This window comes from Actinomyces oris (assembly GCF_001553935.1).
Classification (GTDB): Bacteria; Actinomycetota; Actinomycetes; order Actinomycetales; family Actinomycetaceae; genus Actinomyces; species Actinomyces oris_A.
The window spans coordinates 2,766,110-2,787,958 of the sequence record NZ_CP014232.1 but is presented as its reverse complement, the minus strand read 5'-3'; the positions used below and the strand labels follow the sequence as shown (position 1 = coordinate 2,787,958).

Genomic DNA, 21,849 nt, shown 5'->3' with positions numbered 1-21,849 from the left:
ACCCCGCGATCCTGAGAACGGTTGGCGCCGGACAGTGGCGCGTGGCCGCAACACCCATAGACTGTAGCCATGCTGAATCCGGTTGACCCCACCACCACGCCCGCCTGGAAGCGCCTCACCGAGCTCCACGACTCCATGACCCCGGACCTGCGCGCCTGGTTCGCCGACGACCCGCAGCGCGCCGAGCGCTTCTCCTACGAGCTGGGAGACCTCTACATCGACCTGTCCAAGAACCTGCTGACCGACGACGTCCGCGCCGCCCTGGTCGAGCTCGCCGAGCAGGTGGACGTCCCGGGCCGCCGCGACGCCATGTACGCCGGTGAACACATCAACATCACCGAGGACCGGGCCGTTCTCCACACCGCCCTGCGCCGTCCGGCCGCCGACTCCCTGACCGTGGACGGCCAGGACGTCGTCGCCGACGTTCACGAGGTCCTGGAGAAGATCTACGCCTTCGCCCGACGTGTGCGCTCGGGGGAGTGGACCGGCATTACCGGCAAGCCCATCAAGACGGTAGTCAATATTGGCATCGGCGGCTCCGACCTCGGCCCCGTCATGGTCTATGAGGCCCTCAAGCCCTACGTGCAGAAGGGCCTTGAGTGCCGCTTCATCTCCAACATCGACCCCACCGACTGTGCCGAGAAGGTCGCGGACCTCGACCCGGAGACGACCCTGTTCATCATCGCCTCCAAGACCTTCACCACCCTGGAGACCCTCACCAACGCCCGCATGGCCCGCGACTGGTTCCTGGCCGCCCTCCAGGCCAAGGGCATTGAGACCGACGGCGCCATCGCCAAGCACTTCGTGGCCGTCTCCACCGCCCTGGACAAGGTCGCCGAGTTCGGCATCGACCCGGCCAACGCCTTCGGCTTCTGGAACTGGGTGGGTGGACGCTACTCGGTGGACTCCGCCGTCGGTACGGTCCTGGCCGTGGCCATCGGCCCGGAGAACTTCGCCGACTTCCTCTCCGGCTTCCACACCGTTGACGAGCACTTCGCCACCAAGGCCCCGGCCGAGAACGTCCCCATGCTCATGGGCCTGCTCAACGTCTGGTACGTCAACTTCTTCAAGGCCGGCTCCCACGCCATCCTGCCCTACGCCCAGTACCTGCACCGCTTCCCCGCCTACCTCCAGCAGCTCACCATGGAGTCCAACGGCAAGTCCGTGCGCTGGGACGGCAGCCCCGTGACCACCGAGACCGGCGAGGTCTTTTGGGGTGAGCCGGGCACCAACGGCCAGCACGCCTTCTACCAGCTCATCCACCAGGGCACCCAGCTCATCCCCGCGGACTTCATCGCCGTGGCCAACCCCGCTCACCCCACCAAGGACGGGGGAGTGGACGTCCACGAGCTGTTCCTGTCCAACTACCTGGCCCAGACTGCGGCGCTCGCCTTCGGCAAGACCGCCGACGAGGTGCGTGCCGAGGGCACCGCCGAGGAGATCGTCCCGGCCCGCGTCTTCGCCGGCAACAAGCCGACCACCTCGATCCTCGCCCCGGCGCTGACGCCCGCGGTCGTTGGAGAGCTCATCGCCCTCTACGAGCACATCACCTTCACCCAGGGCATCGTGTGGGGTATCGACTCCTTCGACCAGTGGGGGGTGGAGCTGGGCAAGAAGCTGGCCCTCGAGATCGCCCCCGCCGTCCAGGGCGACGAGGAGGCCCTCGCAGGGCAGGACGCCTCCACCCGGGGCCTCATCACCCGCTACCGCAGCCTGCGCCGCTAGCCTGGCCAGACCATCCGAATACTCTGTCGTGTCAGCGACTGATATCCCGTTGAGGAGGACATGATGAAGGAAATCAATGTCGATGAGCTGCGGCGGCGGCTCGAGGCGGGGGAGGACCTGGTGGTCCTTGACGTGCGTGAGCCCGACGAGGTCGAACGCGCGGCGATCCCGGGCTCAGTCAACATCCCGCTGGGCGAGGTGACCGACCGGATGGGCGAGCTCGATGCGGCCCGCCCCACCGCGGTCATCTGCGCCGGCGGAGTGCGCTCCGCCAAGGCGGTCAAGGCCCTGACTGCTGCCGGCTACACCGGTGAGCTGGTCAACGTCAGCGGCGGCATGAAGGCGTGGCTGGGCCAGTAAATCGGCGGATGACTTCTCTGGACGGCCTCGGACTGACCGGTTCGGGGCCGTCCCGCGTATCTCAGCCTTGTCTCCGACAGCGCCTGAGCAGCTCCTCGACTGTACGCAGGACACCATCCTCGGTATTGGCGGGCGCCGTGTAGGTCGCCGCGGCATGGATGCCGGGGTGGGCATTGCGCATGGCGAAGCCCAGATCCGCGTGGTCATAGAGATCCAGGTCATTGAGGTAGTCGCCGAAGACGGCAGTCTGCTCCGGGAGGACCCCGAGCCTGGCCTGAAGCGCCGCCAGGGCCCGTCCCTTCGAGACCTGCGCCGACATCATGTCCGTCCAGTGCAACCCGGAGACGACGGTCTGCACGTGGGGAACCGCCGCGGTCAGTGCCTGAGAGCTCCCATTCTCGACGTCGTCGAAGTCGAAGACCGCGACCTTGAGCGCCTCATCCAGGGCGATGGCGGTCAGATCCTCGACGATCTCCAACGCCTCGTAGTACAAACCGGCCTGTTTCAGGAAGGCCGCATCGGAGCGCTCGATGTAGGCGCAGTGCTTGCAGGCCACAACCGCGCCGACGTCGTACCCGGAGTCGACCAGGTTGCGGGTCGTGGTGATGGCGGCCTCGGCATCCTGGGCGCTGATGGTGTCAGAGTGGACCTCCTCACCGCCGTGGACGACGAAGGAACCGTTCTCAGCGATCAGTGGTGAGTCCTCGACGGCGGAGCCCAGGACCGCACGCAGGTTCGCCAGCTGCCTGCCCGAGGCGGGGGTGAAGACGATGCCGGCGGCTCGCATGTCTTCAACTGCCTCAAGCAGCCCGGCGGGAACGCGCCCCTGACCATCAAGGAGAGTCCCATCCATGTCGGTGACGACAAGACGGAGATCGATCTGCGCAGGCAACGCTGCGAGGAGCTCGGGCTCGAGGGGAAGATGCTTCACGGCGTCATCCTCTCAAGGATGACGCCTCTACGTCAGCACGGCGCGAGGAGCACGAAGAAGGGCGCCTGCTGGTCCACACCGATCAGTGGACAAGCAGGCGCCCGTCAGAGTTTACGGCTCGCGGTCTGAGAGCCTTCAGCTCAGTCAGCTGGCCTGGCGGCGACGCATGACGAGGAAGGCGCCGGAGCCGAGCAGGCCGGCGGCGACGACGGCAACGGCGATGCTCGGACCGGTGGTGGCCAGCGCGGGCTTCGTCGGGGTCGTGCGAGGAGCCGCAACGACAGGAGTCGCGGACGGCTTGGCCGGGGTGCCGGTGGTCGTGACGGTCTCAGTGGTCACCGTGGTGGCCGGAGCGGACGGCGTCGGTGTGGCCGAAGGGGTGGTGGTCTGCGCGGTCGGGGGAGCGACCGGAGCCGGAGGAGTCGTCGAGGTGGTCGGCGTCGACGGAGTGGTCTCCGGGGTCGGCGTCGGGCTGGGGACCGTGGTGCCCGTCGGTGGGGTGTCAGTCGTCGACGGCGGGGTGTTGCTCTTCGTCGTCGTGGTGTTGGTGGTCGTCGTGGTCGTCGGAGTCAGCGTCGAGTTGCTGACGTTGTAGGCGGCGAAGTTCTGGGTGGCGTACCACTTGCCGTCCGAGGTCGGCGCGAATCCGATGCCGATGGAGTTGACGTTCGGGTCCGTCATGTTCTTGTAGTGGCCGGGGGAGTTGCGCCACTGCTCGAAGATCAGTGCGCCGGTGTCGCCACCCGAGGTACGCCAGGCCACGTTCTCAGAGCCTGTGGTCCAGCCCTGCGGGTAGACCGACGTGAAGTCGGGGCGGTGGCTCATGTTGTTGGCGGCGGCCTGCTGCTCGGACCAGTCCTGTGCGACGGCGTCGAGCTCCTGGTACCGGGTCACGGGCTGAAGGCCCATGCTGCTGCGCAGCTCGTTGACCTTGTTCAGGACGGTGTTGGCGTACTGGGCCCCCTCCGAGGTCACCTGGGCGGGAACCGCGGCGGCTGCTGCCGGTGCACCCTCAGGGGCGACCGGAGCGGCCAGTGCGGCCGAGGAGGCGGTCAGCGGCACGACGGTGAGCGCAGCTGCAGCGATGACGCGCTTGATGTTCATGTGTCGTTCTCTCTGATCGGGAATGTGAGAACACAGTCTGATTTACGCAACCGACGATGAGCCGATGCGCAGGATGCTGTGAGACACCCTTGATGTCGGTGTTCACTCAACCACAGTCGCGTCAGCCATGCATGTTATTCGGTTGTGACTTTTCTGACCGAATTCGTCGCGGGGCTTAATCGTGTGACCGACTGCAAGGGGTAGTTCTTTCGTCTTGAGATGCCAATGAAAACTGGGTGCAGGTGGCGGGAAGGTCGAGCGATCGCCGTCATTGCAACGTTGACTGGATCGTGATTAAAGGTCGGTAGATTGTTGTAGAGCCCATCGATTTAAATAGACCTAATGGTTGTTATGTGGGGTACAAATGTGACTTGTGTTGATAAGGGTGGCATCGGAGGAATATGAACGTCTGCCGCCGAAGTGCTGTCAACAAAAAAGCCCGCACTCCCTTGAGAGAGTGCGGACCTTTGTCCTGGTCGGGCTGGCGGGATTTGAACCCACGACCCCTTGACCCCCAGTCAAGTGCGCTACCAAACTGCGCCACAGCCCGTTGACTCGCGGCAGAATGTCGCTTGCAACGAGCAGAACCCTAACCCATGGAACGGCTCCTTCAGAAATCCACTGGCGGTGAGGCCGCTCACCCTCGGGTGTCAGAAGCGGTCATCCTGATGGCGCCCGCCTCCCATGAGGGCGTCGAGCTGACGTCGTTCCTTCTTCGTAGGCCGGCCCGCCCCGCGATCTCGGATGACGGCGGCCGGCGCGTCCAGAGGAGACGGGCGAGGGAGAGAGGAGTCGATGTACGCGGTCTGGGCGATGGGTGCCCCCACCCGCTTAGTGAGGATCCGAGTGACGGTCAGCAGGCGGTCGAACCCGTCGATACGGTAGCGGACCTCGTCCCCCACTGAGACGTGCTGGGCGGGCTTGGCGGTCTCCCCGTTGATGCGCACGTGCCCCGCCTTGCAGGCGCTCGTCGCTGCCGAGCGGGACTTGATCTGCCGCACGCTCCACAGCCAGACGTCGATACGAGCCGACGTCGGAGCACCTGGGGTGCTGTTGCCGCTGGGGGCGGAACGAGGGTGAGCTGCCATGACGGCATCCTAAGCAAGTGGCTCAGCGGCGGGACGCAGAACGGCGACGTCGCCGCGAGGATGCGCGCCCTCGGCGTCTGCCCCGAAGGATGAGCCCGCAGCCCAGAACCAGGGCGCCAACCGCTGCCAGCGCGGCATACCCGGGGCTGCGCCACACAACGGAGCCGACCTCCTTTGCGGTACGAGCGGCTCGTTCGGGGAGGGATGCAGTCCCGTCGCCACCTGTGAGACAGCTGCTCAAGGTGGTGCTCAGTGCGGCCTTGTCGGCCTGGGGCAGGCCAAGCCGGTAGGCGGCGGCCACTGATACGAAGCGACGTGCATAGGTGCAGCGGTAGGAAGTGTTGGCCGGCCACCAGCCCCCTGGGCCTGTGGGCCGCCAGCTGCTGGTCTCGGTTGAACCAACGGGACAGCTCGCCGGGCCGCAGGCACCCTTGGTCTGGTTGGCCTCGCCTTCAACGGCGACGAGATTCAGCGGGTCGTTGGCCACCAGCAGTCGGGTACGCTCATCCCACTGCCAGGCTCCGTGGGCGTAGAGGTAGTTCAGCGGCACCACATGGTCGATCTGGACAGTCGCCGAGGTCTCCTGACCACGTGTGAAGGTGATTCTTCTGCCGGTGTAGGGATCTTGAAGGACACCTGCCCAGACAGTGGCGTCCGGGCATACGCCCGCACCTCGGCCACGTCCCTCCTCACGAGACTGGACGCCGTCGGCACGCGAGAAGTCGGCGTCCGTCAGGTCCCGAGCCAGGATCTCATTGCGAGTGTCGCAACCGTCACCGTCAACGTCGGTCCACGCTTCACCGAACCAGCCGGTGCGGGAACCTCCCTCGGCCCAGGACCGTGCGGCCGGAGCGTCGTCGGGCAGCTCTGCGAGCGCCTCAAGAGAGGCGCTCGCAGACAGGATGAAGTCTCCTCTGCGGTCCCAGGGCGCCTCATGGAGAGCAGCGAGCTCCGTGGCTGCGGACTTCTGGGAGGACTCCGGCGAGGCGTCATCAGCGTGAACGGGAAGACCTGCTGTCATCCCGAACGCACCGAGCACGCCGAGCACCGTCAGGCGCGCCAGGAGCCGACCGGAAGCGTTCATGGGACAACGGTAGCCTCACCCGACGACACGAATCCTCGAACTCGTCGGACCGCAGTACGCCGGTAGGTCGAGCGGACCAGACTCAATCAGTCATCAGAGCGTTGGCCGGTTCATCCAGGTACCAGGTGGTCTGCTCTCCCCGGCAGCATGAGGCCGGTGCCTTGAGCACATCGGGAGTACCCAGCCCCAGGCGGACCGCCTCGGCCTTGCCCTCACCACCGGCCACCACCATGACTCGGCCGGCATGCTGCAAGGCCTCGAAGGTCAGCGAGTAGCGCTCGGGAGGCGGCTTGGGTGAGTTGCGCACGGCTACGGCGGGCACTCCCACCGCGAGTGCAGCCGGGTGCCCGGGGAAGAGGGAGCAGACGTGTGCGTCAGGTCCCAGCCCCACGTGGACGACGTCGAAGCCGCTGTGGGCCACACCCGCCGACTCGAGCTCGTGGACCATGCGGGCGGTCGCCTCATCCAGGCCACCGACCTCGTTCGGAGCGACCAGCCGGTGTGTCTGAGACTCCCTGATGCCTGCGGCGATGAGAGGAGTGGCCAGCAGATCGTTACGCTCCGGGTCCCCGGCGGGCACGAAGCGCTCGTCGCCGAACCACAGGTGGATGGCACGGCGCACCGTCTCGTGCTGGGCGGCGATGAGCGGCGCAAGGGTCTCAGACAGCGCCATCCCCCCGGAACCGCCTGTCAGCGCCAGGTGGCCGACGCCCCGATCCGTCACCGCCGCGGCCAGGACCCGCACGGTGTCCTGGCAGGCCCTGCGTGCGGCGTCGCTCAAGGTGGGAAGCACCATGACCTCTGGCTTGGCAGCCGAGGAGGCCGCCGCCTGGATCTCAGTGATCGCCTGGGCGTCAGCCGTGCGGTTGTCAGTCATTGACGGGCTCCTCGAGCAGTGTGGCCAGGACCTCCTGGTAGATGAGGTCGGGGGTGAGCCGGCGCAGCTCCTCATTGAGGGTGCTGATCGGCTCGCGCCGGGCCATCGTGACCACCTGGGGCTCCGGGGAGCCGGGGCGCGTGATGGTGACCCGCTCCAGGTCGTGGCGGGCGATGATGACCTCGCCGTCGTCGGTTCTGGCGGTGATGGAGGAGATGCCCTTGAAGCCCTCCTCATCGACTCGCGTGACCGGTACGTCCAGCCGAAGCCGCAACCACGCGATCATGAGGGAGAGCGAGGAGTTCCTCGGCTCGCCGGCGACCACGACCTCTCGCAGGCTGCCCGCACGCAGCAGCGGGTCCAGGGTGGAGGCCACCATGGCGCGCCACAGGGTGATGCGAGTCCAGGCCAGGTCGATGTCGCCACGTGCGCTTACCGGTGCCAGCGTCCGCAGCGCTCTGGCCGGGAAGTCCTGCGCGGGAGTGTTGGTGATGCGTGTGGAGCCCAGGCGTCCCAAGGGATCCTGTGAGGGGATCTTGGGGACGGTCGTCGGCCACCACACGACTACCGGGGCGTCGGGCAGAAGAAAGGGCACCACCAGCGTGTCGGTGTGCAGAGCCGCCTCGTCCCAGGGCCGCAGGACCAGCGTCTCACCCGCACCGGCGTCGTGACCAACACGGATCTCAGCGTCCAGGTGCCCACCGGCCTGGGCCGGGACATGTCCGTCACGGCTGCGCGGAGTCGCGCGACCGGAAGTGTCCTCCTCGGGCGGTTTGACGACGGCGATGATGCGGCTGGGGTGATCCCGGCTGGCACCGTGCGCGGCGCACAGCGCATCCTCCAATCCCTTCTCGTCGGTGGAGATCACGAGTGTCAGCACCCGGGAGGAGCCGGAGGTCCCCTCGTGCTCCACCAGCCGGGAGACGATCCGGGACGTGGTCGTCGCGGTCAGTGTGGTAATCATGAGCGCCTCCAGGTGCGGCCGTCGCGGGCAAGGAGTTCGTGAGCACTGGCCGGCCCCCAGGAGCCGGGGCGATAGCCCTCGGGACTCCCACCGGCGCCCCAGTGCTCGATGACAGGATCCAGGATGCGCCAGGACAGGTCGACCTCACGCTGGTGGGGGAACAATGGGGCATCACCCAAAAGCGCGTCGAGAATGAGGCGCTCGTAGGCCTCCGGGGACTCCTCGTTGAAGGTGGCTCCGTAGCCGAAGTCCATCGAGACGTCACGCAGCTCCATCTGGGTTCCGGGCACCTTGGAGGCCAGCCGTAGCGTGATGCCCTCATCGGGCTGGATGCGCAGCACGATGGTGTTGGCGCCCACGGCCGTGGTGGCCGCCGACTCAAAGGGCAGGAACGGCGGCTGCTTGAAGACGACGGCGACCTCAGTGACCCGGCGGGTCAGGCGCTTACCGGCACGCAGGTAGAACGGCACACCGGCCCAGCGACGGTTGGCGATCTCCAGGCGCAGGGCAGCGAAGGTCTCGGTGCGGGAGTCGGCGGCGACGCCGTCCTCCTCCAGGTAGCCCCGCACCGGCAGCCCTCCCTGGAAGCCGGCGTCGTAACGGCCCCGGGCAGTGGTGAGGTCCAGGTCCAGCACCCCATCGCGCTCCAGGCGCACGCAGTTGAGCACCTTCTCCTTCTCCAGGCGCACCGCGGCCGCCTCCATGCTGGTGGGCTCCTCCATCGCGGTCAGCGCCAGGAGCTGGAGCAGGTGGTTCTGAATGACGTCGCGCGCCGAGCCGATGGTGTCGTAGTAGCCGGCCCGGGTTCCGATACCGATGTCCTCGGCCATCGTGATCTGGACGTGGTCGACGTAGCGCTGGTTCCACAGCGGCTCGAACATCGTGTTGGCGAACCGCAGCGCCAGGATGTTCTGCACCGTCTCCTTGCCCAGGTAGTGGTCGACTCTGAAGACGTCGTCGGGACGCACGATGCGTCCCACAAGGTCATCGAGCTCTCGGGCGCTGGCGCGGTCGTGCCCGAAGGGCTTCTCAATGACCACGCGGCGCCAGGCCTCGGGCGACTCCTCCACGAGCCCGGAGCGGGCTATCCGCTCAGTCACGGCCGGGAACCATCCCGGGGGGATCGACAGGTAGAAGGCGCGGTTGCCGCGCGTGCCCCGGGTGGCGTCCAGGTCATCCACCACGGCCGTGAGCCGGTCGTAGGCGGCGTCGTCCTCGAAGGAGGCGAACTCCACGAAGCGCATCCCCGCTGCCAGCTGCTCCCAGATGGCGGGACGCCACGGGGTGCGGGCGCCCTCCCGAGCCGACTTCTCCACGTAGGCGCGCAGGTCGTCGTCGGACCAGGAGCGCCGGCCGACCCCCACCAGGGAGAAGCTGGGTGAGAGCAGGCCCCGGTTGGCCAGGTCGTAGATCGCGGGCAGGAGCTTGTGACGAGCCAGATCACCAGTGATGCCGAACATCACTAGGACGCAGGGGTCCGCGATACGCGGAAGGCGAAGATCGCGGGCGTCGAGAAGCGGGTTGGCCGCCCGCGTGGGTCTCGACGACGGGAACGGAGTCGCAGAATCGGAGCTGGACACGTCAGCCTTTCTGAGGATCGACGAACAGCGGACTAAGCGTCACCAGCGGGCCGTCGGCGCACTGCGGCGATCTGACTAAGACGGTGACGTGTCCGGTCGGGGCTGCCGCACCGGCTCGAGGAGCCGTGCTGGCCGCACACGTCACTGTAGCGCCCCGGGGAGCAGCGCACCCGGCAGGGACAGGCCTACCGTGAGCCGTCGCACGTCTTTCGGGGGACGTCTGAACCACGGACGCTCCTCGTGCGCGAGGCCCCGACGCGGTAGGGTCGTCGAGGATGACAGGTGCCGGTGGGCACTCATCGGCATGGTGAACCGGAAGACCGACACGCTGTTGCGGTCTCGTAGAGCGCAGCCAGTGTCGTCCGCCACCAAGGCTTGGAATCGCAGCGCTGTCATCAGGGGCTGCGGCACAGGAAAGGACTTTCATGACCAGCTTCACCCCCGCACCGGCCACAGCCGACCTCGGTGTCTTCGGGCTGGGGGTGATGGGGGCGAACCTGGCCCGCAACCTGGCTCGTCATGGCCACGCGGTCGCCGTCTTCAACCGCACGCTGGCCCGCACCGAGAGGCTCATCGAACGCTACGGCTCCGAAGGTGACTTCGTGCCCGCAGCCGACCTGAAGGACTTTGTGGCCTCGCTGCGCACGCCGCGCGTGGCCATCATCATGGTTCAGGCCGGAGCGGCCACCGAGGCGGTCATCGAGGAGCTCGCTGCCCTCATGGAGCCCGGTGACATCATCGTCGATGCCGGCAACACGCTCTACACCGACACCCGGCGCCGCGAGGTCTCCCTGCGTGAGCGCGGGCTGCACTTTGTGGGCATGGGGGTCTCCGGAGGCGAGGAAGGGGCACTCAACGGCCCCTCGATCATGCCCGGCGGCACCGCCGAGTCCTACGACCGCCTAGGGCCGATGCTGGAATCCATCTCCGCCCACGTGGACGGCACGCCGTGCTGCACCCACGTCGGTCCCGACGGCGCCGGCCACTTCGTCAAGATGGTCCACAACGGCATCGAGTACGCCGACATGCAGCTCATCGCCGAGGCGTACGACCTGCTGCGCCACGTCGGCGGGTTCACGGTTCCCGAGATCGCCGAGGTCTTCCGCTCCTGGAAGGACTCCGAGCTCGACTCCTACCTCATCGACATCACCACCGAGGTCCTGTCCCACACCGATGCGGCCACCGGTGAGGCCTTCGTCGATGTCGTCGTCGACGCGGCCGGCCAGAAGGGCACCGGCGTGTGGACCACCCAAACGGCCCTCGAGCTGGGAGTGGCCGTGCCCGCCATCGCCGAGGCCACCTTCGCGCGAGCGGTCTCCTCCTCCAGCGCGGCGCGGGCCGCGGTCCAGGCCGCTGATATTGCTGCAGGAACCACACAGACGGCCCTGACCGACCCCGAGGAGCGACGCGCCTTCGTCGATGCCGTCAAGCAGGCCCTCTACGGCTCCAAGATCGCGGCCTACGCCCAGGGCTTCGATGAGATCGCCACCGCCTCCAAGCAGTTCGACTGGAAAATCGACCTGGGCGCCATGGCCCGTATCTGGCGAGGCGGCTGCATCATCCGAGCCCGCTTCCTGGACGACATCACCCGTGCTTACGCCGAGAACCCCTCTCTGGCCAGTCTGCTCACGGCGCCGGTCTTCGCCTCCTCCCTGGCGAAGGTTCTGCCCGCCTGGCGCCAGGTCGTGGCCACCTCCGCCACCACCGGCGTCCCCGCCCCGGCCTTCGCCTCCTCCCTGGCCTACGTCGACCAGCTGCGCTCCCGGCGCCTACCGGCCGCCCTCATCCAGGGGCAGCGAGACTTCTTCGGCTCGCACACCTACCACCGCACCGATGACGTCGAGGGCGTCTACCACACCCTGTGGGCCACGCCCGAGCGCACCGAGGAAAAGTGGGACTGAGGTTTGGCGAGGCCTGGTACCCACCTCGTACCAGGCTCGCTGAGGTCTCGGCCGCGACCGCATGCCGCTAGATTTTGCCGCATGACGACCACCGCGCCCGCCCGCTCCGACAGCCCCACGAACCTGCGTCACGAGGAGGCCGCCTGGCGATCCTCCGTGTGCCAGGTGCCCTCTGCCCACGTGGCTGTCGATGTCACCGGGGCCATCGACCGCCACGAGGCCGCCTTCAGCGTGCGTTGCCTGATGGGGCTGGACATCAGGCAACGCGCCGAAGGACTCTGGGTGGACTTCGTGGGGCAGACGGTCGACTCCCTCAGCATCGACGGGCAACCCGCCCCGGTGACCTGGGACGGGGCCCGTATCGAGCTGCCCGTCCTCGACCCGGGCGAGCACACGGTGGAAATCGCGGCGCGCGGCCTCTACTCCAACTCGGGTCAGGGGCTGCACCGCTTCCACGACCCGGTCGATGGCGCCACCTACCTCTACACCCACTTCGAGCCCTCCGACGCGCGCCGGGCCTGGCCGGTCATGGAACAGCCGGACATCAAGACCCGCTTCTCGCTGGAGGTCAGGCACCCCCGCGGCTGGACGGTCATGTCCAACGCGCGACCGACGGCGGGCAGCTCGAGTGTCTCGGTCGGCACCGACTCCGGCTGTGAGACGACGTCCTTCGCCGCCTCCAGGCCCCTGCCCAGTTACCTCACCGCACTGGCGGCCGGCCCCTGGCACCGAGTGACCGGGCAATGGACGTCCCCGAGTCGGCCGGGCCTGACGGTCCCGCTGTCCTGGTCCTGCCGCGCCAGCCTGGCTGAGCACCTCGATGCCGCCGAGCTCCTCGACCTGACCCGCGCCGGCCTGGACCTCTACGACCGGGCCTACGCCTACGGCTTCCCCTGGGACTCCTACGACAGCGTTCTCGTCCCCGAGTACAACCTCGGAGCTATGGAGAACCCGGGCTGCGTCACCTTCAACGAGGAGCTCTACCTCTTCAGGGGACCGGTCACCCGCTCCCAGAGGGCCGGACGCGCCAACACGATCCTCCACGAGATGTGTCATATGTGGTTCGGTGACCTCGTGACCCCCATGTGGTGGGAGGACACCTGGCTCAAGGAGTCCTTCGCCGATCATCAGGGCACCTGGGCCGAGGCCGAAGCGGCCGGCTACACCGAGGCCTGGGTGAGCTTCGCCTCCACTCGTAAGGCCTGGGCCTACCTGGAGGACTCCCGGCCGGCCACCACCCACCCCATCGTCGCGCAGGTCGACGACGTCGAGGCCGCCCGGCAGGCCTTCGACGGCATCACCTACGCCAAGGGCGCCGCCGTCCTTAAGCAGCTCGTCGCCCATGTCGGCCAGGAGGCCTTCTTCAAGGCCGCGGGGCTCCTCTTCGAGCGCAGGGCCTACGGCAACGCATGCCTGGACGACTTCCTGGGCGTGCTCTCCCAGGTCTCGGGCCGTGACATGCACGACTGGGCCCGCGCCTGGCTCCACACCGCAGGCCCCTCGGTCATCACCGACGAGCTGGCCGTTCATGAGGGACGGATCGCCTCCCTGACCCTGCAGCAGGAGGGGATCGACCCGGTGACCGGGCAGAGCGTCCTGCGTCCGCACACGCTCGTGGTCGGTTTGTACTCCTTCGACGGGGATGGGGCGCTGGTACGCACCCACCGGCTGCCGGTGGTCCTGGAGGCCGAGCAGCTCGACATCGTCGAGGCCGTGGGACTGCCCGCTCCCGATCTCGTCATCGTCAACGACGAGGACCTCACCTACGCCGTCGTGCGGCCCGACGACACCTCGCTGTCCTGTCTGGCCGCTTCGCTCGGAGCCCTGCGCGATCCCATGGCGCGGTCCTTGACCTGGTCGATGCTGCACAACCTGGTGCGTGACGCTCGCATCGATGCGGCGCTGTTCGTTCAGGCCGTCCTGGCGCACGCCGACGACGACACCGAGCCGAGCACCCTGACCGTCCTGCTGAACCAGGCGCTACGAGTCACGAGCAGGTATGTCGGCCCGCACACGCGGCGCGCGCTTCTGGAGCGCCTCGTGGCCGATGACTCGACCGAGCCCTCGAAGATGACGGACCCGGCTTTCCTGCACGGCGGGTGGGGCAGGCTCCGCGCTGCCGCGCCGGGCTCCGACGCCCAGATCGTCCGGGCCCGTGCCTGGCTGGAGGCTGCAGGGCAGGCGCGGCTGCTCGGTGAGGCGGGCAGCGCTCAGGCGGCTGCTCGTGCACGGGAGATACTGGACGGGGCTCTTCCCGGACTGGAGCTGGACGCCGACATGCGATGGCGGGCCCTGACCGCCTTGGCGCAACTGGATGCCGTCAGTGCCGACGAGCTCGAGGCGCAGCGGAAGGCGGACCCGACGGCCAGCGGCATCACCCATCACCTGCAGGCCTCCAGCTCGATGCCCCGCCAGGACCTTAAGGCCGAGGTCTTCGACAGGCTCCTGGGCGACACCGCTTTGAGCAACGACCACATCGACGCCCTCGTGGCGGGTTTCGCCGTCGACGCCCACCGGGAGCTGACCGGGGCATTCACCCGCCGCTACCTCCAGGAGCTCCAAGGGCTGTGGGGTGCGCGCGGCCAGGAGATCGCCACCCGGTTAGTCGTCGGGCTCTTCCCCGCCTGCGGGGACGAGGCGGACGTCCAGGCGGTCGAGGACTGGCTCGCGACGCACCCCGAGGCGCCGTCGGCTCTGCGCCGGCTCGTCCTCAAGAGTCTTGACGACCTGCGGCGTGCTCTGACCGCTCGACGCACTGGTTCAGAGGATCTCTGAGGGCTCAGACCATCTCCGTGCCTGTGAGACCTTTGTCCTAGCCTGACCAACATCAATGCGGAGCCGTGACCTTATTGAGACCCTCAAGTGGTGCTCCCGGTCTTCTCGAGGGCATTGCTGTGAACCTGCAGCCGGTAGGCTCGTGGCCAATCATGAGTGGTCGCGTCGTGGTGTTGACTCGACGGCGCTGCAACGAACGGTATGGTGGTCCCTGAGGCGGCGCACCGGGCGCCGCAACGAACCGAGGGGCAGGAATAATGTCGAGCAGTCCGATCGAGCAGGATCCCTCCTCCACACAGACCTTCGGGGTCGTCGACGTCGCCAGCTCAGTGGACTCCCCGGTGGTGGGACTGAGTCAGCAGGACGCCGCTGCAATCGCTGCCCTGCCGTCGGGAACGGCGCTTCTCCTCGTCCACCACGGACCGACCACTGGTGCGCGGTTCCTCCTGGATGCTGAGGAGACCACCGTGGGGCGCCACCCCCGTGCCGACATCTTCCTCGACGACGTCACCGTCTCCAGGAAGCACGCGGTCTTCTCGTCTCTGCCCGATGGCGGGTACGGCGTGCGTGACTCCGGTTCGCTCAACGGGACATACGTCAATCGCACGCGCGTTGAGCAGGTGGCTCTTCGCTCCGGTGATGAGGTCCAGATCGGCAAGTACCGGATGACCTACCACCCCGGCCCCCAGAGCGGAGCCGCGTCTCGGTGAGCGCTGCAACCGCACGAAGCAAGAAGAGAGACGCCCCCTCCTCCTTGCTTGAGGCCTCTGAGTGCCCGGCAGGCGAGACCTGGCCCCGCGGCATCTCTCGAGAGCCTGTGATGAAGATCGGGCAGGTGGTGGATCTCCTCAAGGTGGAGTTCCCTGCCCTGTCGATCTCCAAGGTTCGTTATCTCGAGGGTGAGGGGCTCATCAGTCCTCACCGTGTCGGTAACGGGTACCGTCGCTACTCGCAGGCGGACCTGGAGCGTCTGCGTTATGCCTTGGCGGTGCAGCGCGACGAGTACCTCCCGTTGCACGTCATCCGTGACCGTCTGGCGCGGCTGGATGCTGACGTCGAGGCCCCCGCTCCACAGCCCGTGGCCAGGGTGGTTGCCCGAGACGGACAGATCGTCGACGACGGTCCCATGGATCTGGAGGCACTCCTGGCCCACTCTGGTGCCAGCGAGTCTCAGATTGAGGAGCTCGTCGCCGTCGGACTCATCAGTCCCGATGTGCGTGGGCGTTATAGCCAGCAGAACCTCAGGACCGTGCGCCTGGCCATGGAGATCACCCGCAAGGGAGTGCCTCTGCGCAACCTGCGCGCAGTACGCGCCTCAGCCGAGCGGGAGGCGGATACGATCGACCAGGCAGTGGCTCCGCGTCGGTCGCGGTCGCGCAGCGCCGGTGAGGAGACGGCCCGGGAGCTGGCCGAGCTCGTCGCGGACCTGCACACGATTCTGCTGCGTCGCGCCGTTGAGGCTCTGGGCTGAAGGCGGCGTGCACGACCGATGGGTGGCCACCTGGCCAGGCCGGGTGCGTCGACGAAGGTCAACGTGCATCGGTTGCGTGTTCCCGGGACAGGGCTGACTACCTCCCGTAGGGTTGGAACGTGCCCTTGATGCAATTGGTGGGTGTCAGATCCACTGATCCTGATGACGGCCTGGTCGCCGTCCTCGTGGAGGACGGCGGGCCGGCGATGCTGGCCATTCCGGTGACGGCGCACGAGGGGCTGGTGCTTCAGGCTCATGGCTCGCACCGCTCACCCTCGTGGCCCAGGCTTCTTGATGACGTCGTCGAGGCGCTGGGCGGTCGCATCGGGTGCACTGAGCTTGACGTCGATGATGACGCACGCATCGTTGCCAGGCTCGTCGTGGAGACTCCTGCCTGCACGAGTCGGTTGACGAGGGTCGCCTGCACTCCCGGAGAGGGACTGCTCCTGAGCGGATACCACCGGTTCCCGGTGCACGCCAGCAGCTCGCTGACGCGTCTGAGGTCCGTGGACCTCAGTGATGACCAGGGAGCGGAGAGGCTGGAGAAGTGGCAGCACATGTTGTCGCAGACCGATCGACTGGATGACGACGACACGCGGGACTGATGTGACTCGTGTGACTCATGTTGTAATCTACGTCACTTGCTGTTGGTGCAGTGCTGGCAGAGAACTGGCTTCATCGCAGGGAATAGTCGACACTGGGATGAAGACTGTTGACCTCAGCTAGAGATTCATGCCTGACGGCACACTGAGATGGGGCGTGCCCTTCGTTGAGCATCGCCTCAAGTGGCCCTATCGTGGAGCCGTGGCCGCACGAGGCGGGCCGCCGCACCAGTTACGGGTGCGTGTTCTTCCGGCGACAGGAGCAGGTCGTGAGCATGAATGAAGCCAGTGCGATAGCAAGGCCTCAGCGTACTCAGGGCATGCTGTTCGGCGACCCGCTGCCCCAGCTCGATGCCGATTCTGGCTACCGCGGACCGGTGGCCTGCCGAGCCGCCGGCATCACGTATCGCCAGCTCGACTACTGGGCGCGTACCGGGTTGGTTGAGCCGTCGATTCGAAGCGCTAAGGGATCGGGCTCCCAGCGGCTCTACTCCTTCCGCGACATCCTGGTTCTCAAGGTCGTCAAGCGCCTCCTGGACACTGGGGTCTCGCTCCAGCAGATCCGCACGGCCGTCAGCGCCCTGCACTCCCGCGGTGTCGAGGACCTGGCCTCCATCACCCTCATGAGTGACGGCGCCTCGGTCTACGAGTGCACCTCGGCTGACGAGGTCGTCGACCTGGTCGCCGGCGGCCAGGGCGTCTTCGGCATCGCCGTGGGGCGGGTGTGGCACGAGGTCGAGGGAGCGCTGGCGGACCTCCCCGTCGATCACGCTCAGGCCCTCGGAACTCCTCTGGTTGAGGACGAGCTGGCCAAGCGTCGCGCCGCCAAGCGGCAGCAGGCCATCTGAGCACTGCGAGGCGCACATCATCAGAACGCCTGTTCGCTGAGGCTGGAACCGTGGTGACGGTTCCAGCCTTCAACGTATTCTGGCCGAGTCGATCCGATTCATGACAAGGCGTGTGTCGCTGCGGTGCAGCTTCCGGCGGCGCTCTCGCACCAGGAGGCAAGATGACTGGAGCTCCTACCCGTACCCTGGCCGACCTGAGGATCAGCCCCATTGGGCTGGGAGGCAACGTCTTCGGCTGGACGGCCGATGAGGCGACCTCCTTCGAGGTGCTGGACGCCTACCTGGACGGCGGCGGGAACCTCATCGACACTGCTGATGGATACTCCTACTGGGCTCCGGGGAACTCAGGAGGGGAGTCGGAGACCGTGATCGGCGCCTGGCTCGCCTCACGTCCTGTCCGTGAGCGCGTGGTTCTGGCCACGAAGGTCTCCACCAAGCCAGACCGTTCCGGCCTGAGCGCCGATAACATCCGCCGGGCGCTGGAGGAGTCGCTGTCGCGGCTGCGCACCGACGTCATTGATATCTACTACGCCCACTTCGACGATGAGTCCACTCCGCTGGAGGAGACCGTCGGCGCCTTTGAAGAGGCCCGCCTCGCCGGCAGGATCCGGCACGTGGGCCTGTCCAACTACACGCCCGAGCGCATCCGACAGTGGTTCGCCATCGCCGACGCTCACGGGTATGCACGGCCCGTTGTCCTTCAGCCCCACTACAACCTTCTCCACCGTGACGACGTTGAAGGCTCGGGTGCCAGGGGTCAGGTGGCGGCCGAGCTCGGTATGGGACTCGTGCCCTACTTCGCCCTGGCCGCCGGTTTCCTCACGGGGAAGTATCGCCGAGGCGAGCCGATCAGTGGTGAGAGGGCTGGAATGGTTGCCGACTACCAGCGGCCGGAGTGCTATGACGTCGTCGAGGCCGTCGTCAGGGTTGCCTCGGATCACGGGGTGGAGCCGGCAGCCGTGGCACTGGCCTGGCTGCGCGATCGGCCCGGCGTCACCGCTCCCTTGGCCTCGGCGCGCAACTTGAGTCAGCTGCGGCCGATCGTGGAGGCACTGAGCCTCGAGATCAGCGACGAGGAGACCCGGGATCTCACCCGAGTCTCCGACGCCGCGCGCTCTTGATCCCCGCTGCGGGGCCGGCCGGCGCCTACAGGGTGCGCCTGCCCAGAACATAACGGCGGCTGTATCCGTCGGAGAGGTCGGTGATGGTGACACGAACCAGGCCGGCCTCATCGACGCGGTAGTGCTCTTCAATCCGCGGACCGTGATCGCGCCGCTGCACCGAGTAGGTCCTCAGCTCCTCGTCGTCGACGTCCCGCAGCGAGGCCTCGAGGGGGAAGACGATGTCCTGGTAGGGGGCGATCTCGCCGCAGGGCTCACCGCTCTCATCGACACCGGCGCACTCCACGAAGCGGTACCAGCCGATGTTGTGTGCCGCGTCGTACTCGCGGGTCAGCACCGTGCCCTCCCGGCCCCCGGGCGAGGCCTGGACGGACTCTGGGCTCAGGATCGCGTCGAAGGTGAGACGGTGGCCGCCGTCGGCCTCCCGGAAGACGCCGAAACCCCTCGAGAGCCGGTCGGTGAGGTCGTAGTCGCTGGTGCGGTCCGCCGCGATCGCCAGGCCGATTGCGGTGGAGGCCCCGGGGTAGGGGGAGCGGTGAACCCGACGACCGAAGCGTTCCCGCAAGAGCCTGGGCACCAGGGGAAGACCGGAGGCGCCGCCGACCAGGTAGACGCCGGCGATCTCGGTCAGGTCCGGGCTGCCATCGTCCAGCCTGCCGACCAAGGGGGCCATCGTGGCCAAGGACCGCTCAATAAGCGGTGTGCAAGCTGTGTACAGGTCGGTCACGGGCAGAACGACGTCCTGGCCTCTGAGGATGATGAGCACCCGACGGCTCTGAGGGGTGAGGTGCTCCTTGGCGTCGCGGCACTGGTCCAGCAGGTCGTCGAGCTCGGTGGGGGAGAGGTCCTCCTCGGAGATGCCCGCCCGGCTGAGGGCCATCGTGGCCATGAGCAGATCGACGTCGTCCCCGCCCAGGTCTCCCAGCCCGTGAGAGGCCAGCACCTCGTGAGACGTGCCGACGACGTCGACCAGCGAGGTGTCGAAGGTGCCGCCGCCCAGGTCGTAGACCAGCACCCGGGTGCGCCTGGATGAGACGGTGGTCGCCTTGCGGTGGGTGTACTCGAATCCGGCCGCACTGGGCTCGTTGAGCATGGCGGCGACGCGGAAACCGGCCTGCTGGAAGGCCTCAAGAGTCAGAAGACGCTGCGCCCCGTAGGCGTGGGCGGGTACGGCGACCACCACGCGGGCGCGTGCGATGTCGATGCCCCGATCGGCGAGCTCGCCTTCAAGGTGACGCAGATAGCTGGTGAGAACCTCCAAAACGGAGAATGTCTGGTCTCCCAGCGGTACCGGTGTGGCAGCTGTCAGCGTGGGGGAGGCCAGGACCCGTTTGAGGCTGCGCAGCAACGGAGCGCCCTGGTGAGCTGCCTTCCTGGCGGCGAAACCGTGAACGAGCGTCCCCTCGTGCAGCGCTGTCAGCGAGGGGATGAAGTCGTGCTCGTCGCCGTGCTCGTCGGTGAAGCTGATAACGGGATAGTTCCCCCGGTCAGCACGTGCCACGACGGTGCGTGTCGTCCCCAGGTCGATTCCCAGATCGATGTCTGTTGCTGACTCGTGGTCGATTCCCTGGTCGGGGAGGGTGCCGCTGCCGATGCTGTCCAGGTTCTTCATGGTGTCCGCTGCCATGCGGTGACCCTATCGTGACGAGCCCCTCCTTCTGGGCTAAGCCACCACGTCGGTAGGAACTTGTGGAACGTGACAATTGGCTCAGCGACTTCGTCCCTGAGATGGGACGAAAGACCGTGTTGCTGAGGAGTGGGCATGACGCGCTGATGGCACGTCCGGAACCGGCGTGAGGCTCCTATGCGATTGGTTAGGCAGCAGGGGGGTCGGCGGGTAACAATACTGGTGGGTTGCGCTCACGCGACCCGGACCTCCGCTGCCGTCTGCCAGGGCGGCCGAGAGGGTCAGCCAGATCTCCCATCGGGAACGGTATGAGCACCATTCTCTTCCTCGTGATCGTTGTCGTCGTGACGGCCCTCGTCTTCGACTTCACGAACGGTTTCCACGACTCGTCCAATGCCATGGCGACGTCGGTGGCGACAGGCGCCTTCACACCCAGAAGAGCGGTTCTGGTCGCCGCCGTGCTCAACGTCATCGGTGCCTGCCTGTCGACCGAGGTCTCCAAGACGATCTCGCACGGGATGTTCGACGACACGGTGATCGAGGCGGCGCCGGCCATGATCTTCGCTGGTCTGGCCGGCGCCATCCTGTGGAACCTGGCGACCTGGCTGTTCGGGCTGCCATCGTCCTCGTCCCACGCGCTGTTCGGAGGACTCATCGGAGCGGTCGTGGTGGCGGCCGGGGTCCAAGGAGTCCACTGGGGGACGGTGATCTCCAAGATCATCTTGCCCGCTATCATCGCACCGGTCGTGGCCGGGCTGGCGGCAGCGCTGGCCACGGCACTGGCCTACCGCATCGCGCACCCGACCAACCCGTACTCTGAGAGGCTCTTCCGCAACAGCCAGCGGGTCACCGCATCGCTGGTGGCGCTGTCTCACGGCACCTCTGATGGGCAGAAGACCATGGGGGTCATCACGTTGGTGCTGGTGGCCGGCGGCTACCAGGAGGCCGGTACCGGGCCTCACTGGTGGGTCATCGCGGCAGCGGGCCTCGCCATCGGCCTGGGCACCTACTCAGGCGGGTGGCGCATCATGCGCACCATGGGGCGTGGGCTGGTGCATGTCGAGGCGCCGCAGGGCTTCGCCTCCGAGACCGCCTCGACGGTGGCGATCCTGGCCTCTTCCCATCTGGGATTTGCCCTGTCCACCACCCACATCTGTACCGGGTCGATCCTGGGCTCCGGGATCGGCCGGGGCACCAAGGTGTCCTGGAGGACTGCGGGCAAGATGGGGATCGCCTGGCTGGTGACGCTTCCGTGCTCAGGCCTGGTGGGGGCCGCCACGTCGTATGTAGCGGTCAAGGGCGGCGTGCTGGGCACAATCGCGGTCATCTGCCTGCTCATCCTGGGGGCCCTGGCCATCATCCGACAGGCGGGGCACAACCGGGTGGACTTCTCCAACGTCAATGACGCCTCCGAGGTCGTTGTCGTCAAGCAGGATCCGGAGCTGGGGCGTGAACCGCGGACGCTGGATGAGGTGCGTTCCGAGATCATCGGCGGTGTGACGGACCAGGACAGCACGCATCGGATGACGACAGGATCCATGGCATGACCGGTATGGCGATCGACTGGGGCTCGCTGGGACTGGTGGCGTCAGTGACGGTGCTGGGCACCGCCTTCATCCTTACCATCTGCTCGCTGGCGGCTCGCATGCTGGCCACCGTGCACGCCAAGCACGAGGCCGGCGAGGCTGAAGGGGTGCGTCTGGCTCAGGTGCTGGCGGTTGTCTTCATCGCCATCGCCGCCATGATTGCGTTGTTCGGCCTGTGGCTCATCGTCCCCTACTTCCACTGAGT

At 67.2% G+C, this 21,849-nt stretch carries 19 protein-coding genes and 1 tRNA gene; 11 read left to right on the top strand and 9 right to left on the bottom strand.

Translation table 11 applies throughout. The features are described 5' to 3' along the window. The first annotated feature begins 69 nt into the window (after window positions 1-69). Together pgi and AXE84_RS11220 are read left to right on the top strand one after the other, a co-directional pair. Window positions 70-1,725, top strand: coding sequence for a glucose-6-phosphate isomerase (gene pgi, locus AXE84_RS11225; RefSeq protein ID WP_060957933.1), 1,656 nt, complete (start codon window positions 70-72; stop codon window positions 1,723-1,725). A gap of 63 nt (window positions 1,726-1,788) precedes the next feature. Further along, window positions 1,789-2,085 carry a rhodanese-like domain-containing protein gene (locus tag AXE84_RS11220; RefSeq protein ID WP_029316695.1) on the top strand — a complete coding sequence of 99 codons (297 nt, stop codon included), beginning with the start codon at window positions 1,789-1,791 and terminating at the stop codon, window positions 2,083-2,085. Between the two features lie 61 nt (window positions 2,086-2,146). Here the strand turns inward: AXE84_RS11220 and AXE84_RS11215 are convergent, their stop codons facing one another. The 8 genes from AXE84_RS11215 to zwf form a co-directional block, all read right to left on the bottom strand. After that, window positions 2,147-3,016: an HAD family hydrolase gene (locus tag AXE84_RS11215; protein ID WP_060957932.1), complete on the bottom strand. Its 870-nt coding sequence runs from the start codon at window positions 3,014-3,016 to the stop codon at window positions 2,147-2,149. 144 nt (window positions 3,017-3,160) lie between these two features. Then, a complete protein-coding gene (locus AXE84_RS11210; protein ID WP_060957931.1) occupies window positions 3,161-4,120 on the bottom strand; it encodes a CAP domain-containing protein in 960 nt (319 codons plus the stop codon). Between the two features lie 473 nt (window positions 4,121-4,593). Next, window positions 4,594-4,670 (bottom strand) — tRNA-Pro (locus AXE84_RS11205). 100 nt (window positions 4,671-4,770) lie between these two features. After that, window positions 4,771-5,208: an RNA-binding S4 domain-containing protein gene (locus AXE84_RS11200; protein ID WP_060957930.1), complete on the bottom strand. Its 438-nt coding sequence runs from the start codon at window positions 5,206-5,208 to the stop codon at window positions 4,771-4,773. Window positions 5,209-5,230: 22 nt separating this feature from the next. Beyond that, window positions 5,231-6,292, bottom strand: a complete 1,062-nt coding sequence (locus AXE84_RS11195) for an HNH endonuclease family protein (protein WP_060957929.1) — start codon at window positions 6,290-6,292, stop codon at window positions 5,231-5,233. Window positions 6,293-6,374: 82 nt separating this feature from the next. Beyond that, window positions 6,375-7,169 (bottom strand): 6-phosphogluconolactonase, encoded by a 795-nt coding sequence (gene pgl, locus AXE84_RS11190; RefSeq protein WP_081093164.1) that lies wholly within the window; start codon window positions 7,167-7,169, stop codon window positions 6,375-6,377. Continuing rightward, the gene (locus AXE84_RS11185) at window positions 7,162-8,133 is read right to left on the bottom strand and encodes a glucose-6-phosphate dehydrogenase assembly protein OpcA (RefSeq protein ID WP_060957928.1); all 972 of its coding nucleotides are present in this window, start codon (window positions 8,131-8,133) and stop codon (window positions 7,162-7,164) included. Before AXE84_RS11185 ends, pgl begins: the two co-directional genes overlap by 8 nt. Then, entirely contained in the window at window positions 8,130-9,713 is a 1,584-nt protein-coding gene (gene zwf / locus AXE84_RS11180) for a glucose-6-phosphate dehydrogenase (RefSeq protein ID WP_060957927.1), read from the bottom strand. The genes AXE84_RS11185 and zwf overlap by 4 nt, the downstream gene beginning before the upstream one ends. 425 nt (window positions 9,714-10,138) lie before the next feature. Here zwf and gndA point away from each other — a divergent pair, with 425 nt between their 5' ends. The 7 genes from gndA to AXE84_RS11145 all read left to right on the top strand — a co-directional run bounded on the left by gndA (window position 10,139) and on the right by AXE84_RS11145 (window position 18,431). Beyond that, entirely contained in the window at window positions 10,139-11,614 is a 1,476-nt protein-coding gene (gene gndA / locus AXE84_RS11175; protein ID WP_060957926.1) for an NADP-dependent phosphogluconate dehydrogenase, read from the top strand. 81 nt (window positions 11,615-11,695) lie between these two features. Further along, on the top strand, window positions 11,696-14,389 hold the full coding sequence (pepN, locus tag AXE84_RS11170) for an aminopeptidase N (RefSeq protein ID WP_060957925.1): 2,694 nt from the start codon (window positions 11,696-11,698) through the stop codon (window positions 14,387-14,389). A 257-nt stretch (window positions 14,390-14,646) separates the two neighbouring features. Beyond that, window positions 14,647-15,099, top strand: a complete 453-nt coding sequence (locus AXE84_RS11165; RefSeq protein ID WP_010615194.1) for an FHA domain-containing protein — start codon at window positions 14,647-14,649, stop codon at window positions 15,097-15,099. After that, window positions 15,096-15,860, top strand: coding sequence for a MerR family transcriptional regulator (locus AXE84_RS11160; RefSeq protein WP_176713536.1), 765 nt, complete (start codon window positions 15,096-15,098; stop codon window positions 15,858-15,860). The genes AXE84_RS11165 and AXE84_RS11160 overlap by 4 nt, the downstream gene beginning before the upstream one ends. Window positions 15,861-15,988: 128 nt before the next feature. Continuing rightward, on the top strand, window positions 15,989-16,465 hold the full coding sequence (locus AXE84_RS11155) for a hypothetical protein (protein ID WP_010615196.1): 477 nt from the start codon (window positions 15,989-15,991) through the stop codon (window positions 16,463-16,465). A gap of 272 nt (window positions 16,466-16,737) precedes the next feature. Beyond that, window positions 16,738-17,310: a MerR family transcriptional regulator gene (locus AXE84_RS11150; RefSeq protein WP_370538944.1), complete on the top strand. Its 573-nt coding sequence runs from the start codon at window positions 16,738-16,740 to the stop codon at window positions 17,308-17,310. 161 nt (window positions 17,311-17,471) lie between these two features. Further along, window positions 17,472-18,431, top strand: coding sequence for an aldo/keto reductase (locus AXE84_RS11145; RefSeq protein WP_060957923.1), 960 nt, complete (start codon window positions 17,472-17,474; stop codon window positions 18,429-18,431). 25 nt (window positions 18,432-18,456) lie between these two features. Here AXE84_RS11145 and AXE84_RS11140 read toward each other — a convergent pair whose 3' ends face one another. Continuing rightward, entirely contained in the window at window positions 18,457-20,058 is a 1,602-nt protein-coding gene (locus AXE84_RS11140; protein ID WP_060957922.1) for an Hsp70 family protein, read from the bottom strand. 308 nt (window positions 20,059-20,366) lie between these two features. On the opposite strand from AXE84_RS11140, the gene AXE84_RS11135 reads away from it, so the two are divergent. Further along, complete coding sequence (locus AXE84_RS11135) at window positions 20,367-21,605, top strand: inorganic phosphate transporter (RefSeq protein ID WP_060957921.1); 1,239 nt, start codon at window positions 20,367-20,369, stop codon at window positions 21,603-21,605. After that, the gene (locus AXE84_RS11130) at window positions 21,602-21,847 is read left to right on the top strand and encodes a hypothetical protein (RefSeq protein ID WP_060957920.1); all 246 of its coding nucleotides are present in this window, start codon (window positions 21,602-21,604) and stop codon (window positions 21,845-21,847) included. The genes AXE84_RS11135 and AXE84_RS11130 overlap by 4 nt, the downstream gene beginning before the upstream one ends. Window positions 21,848-21,849: the final 2 nt, after the last annotated feature.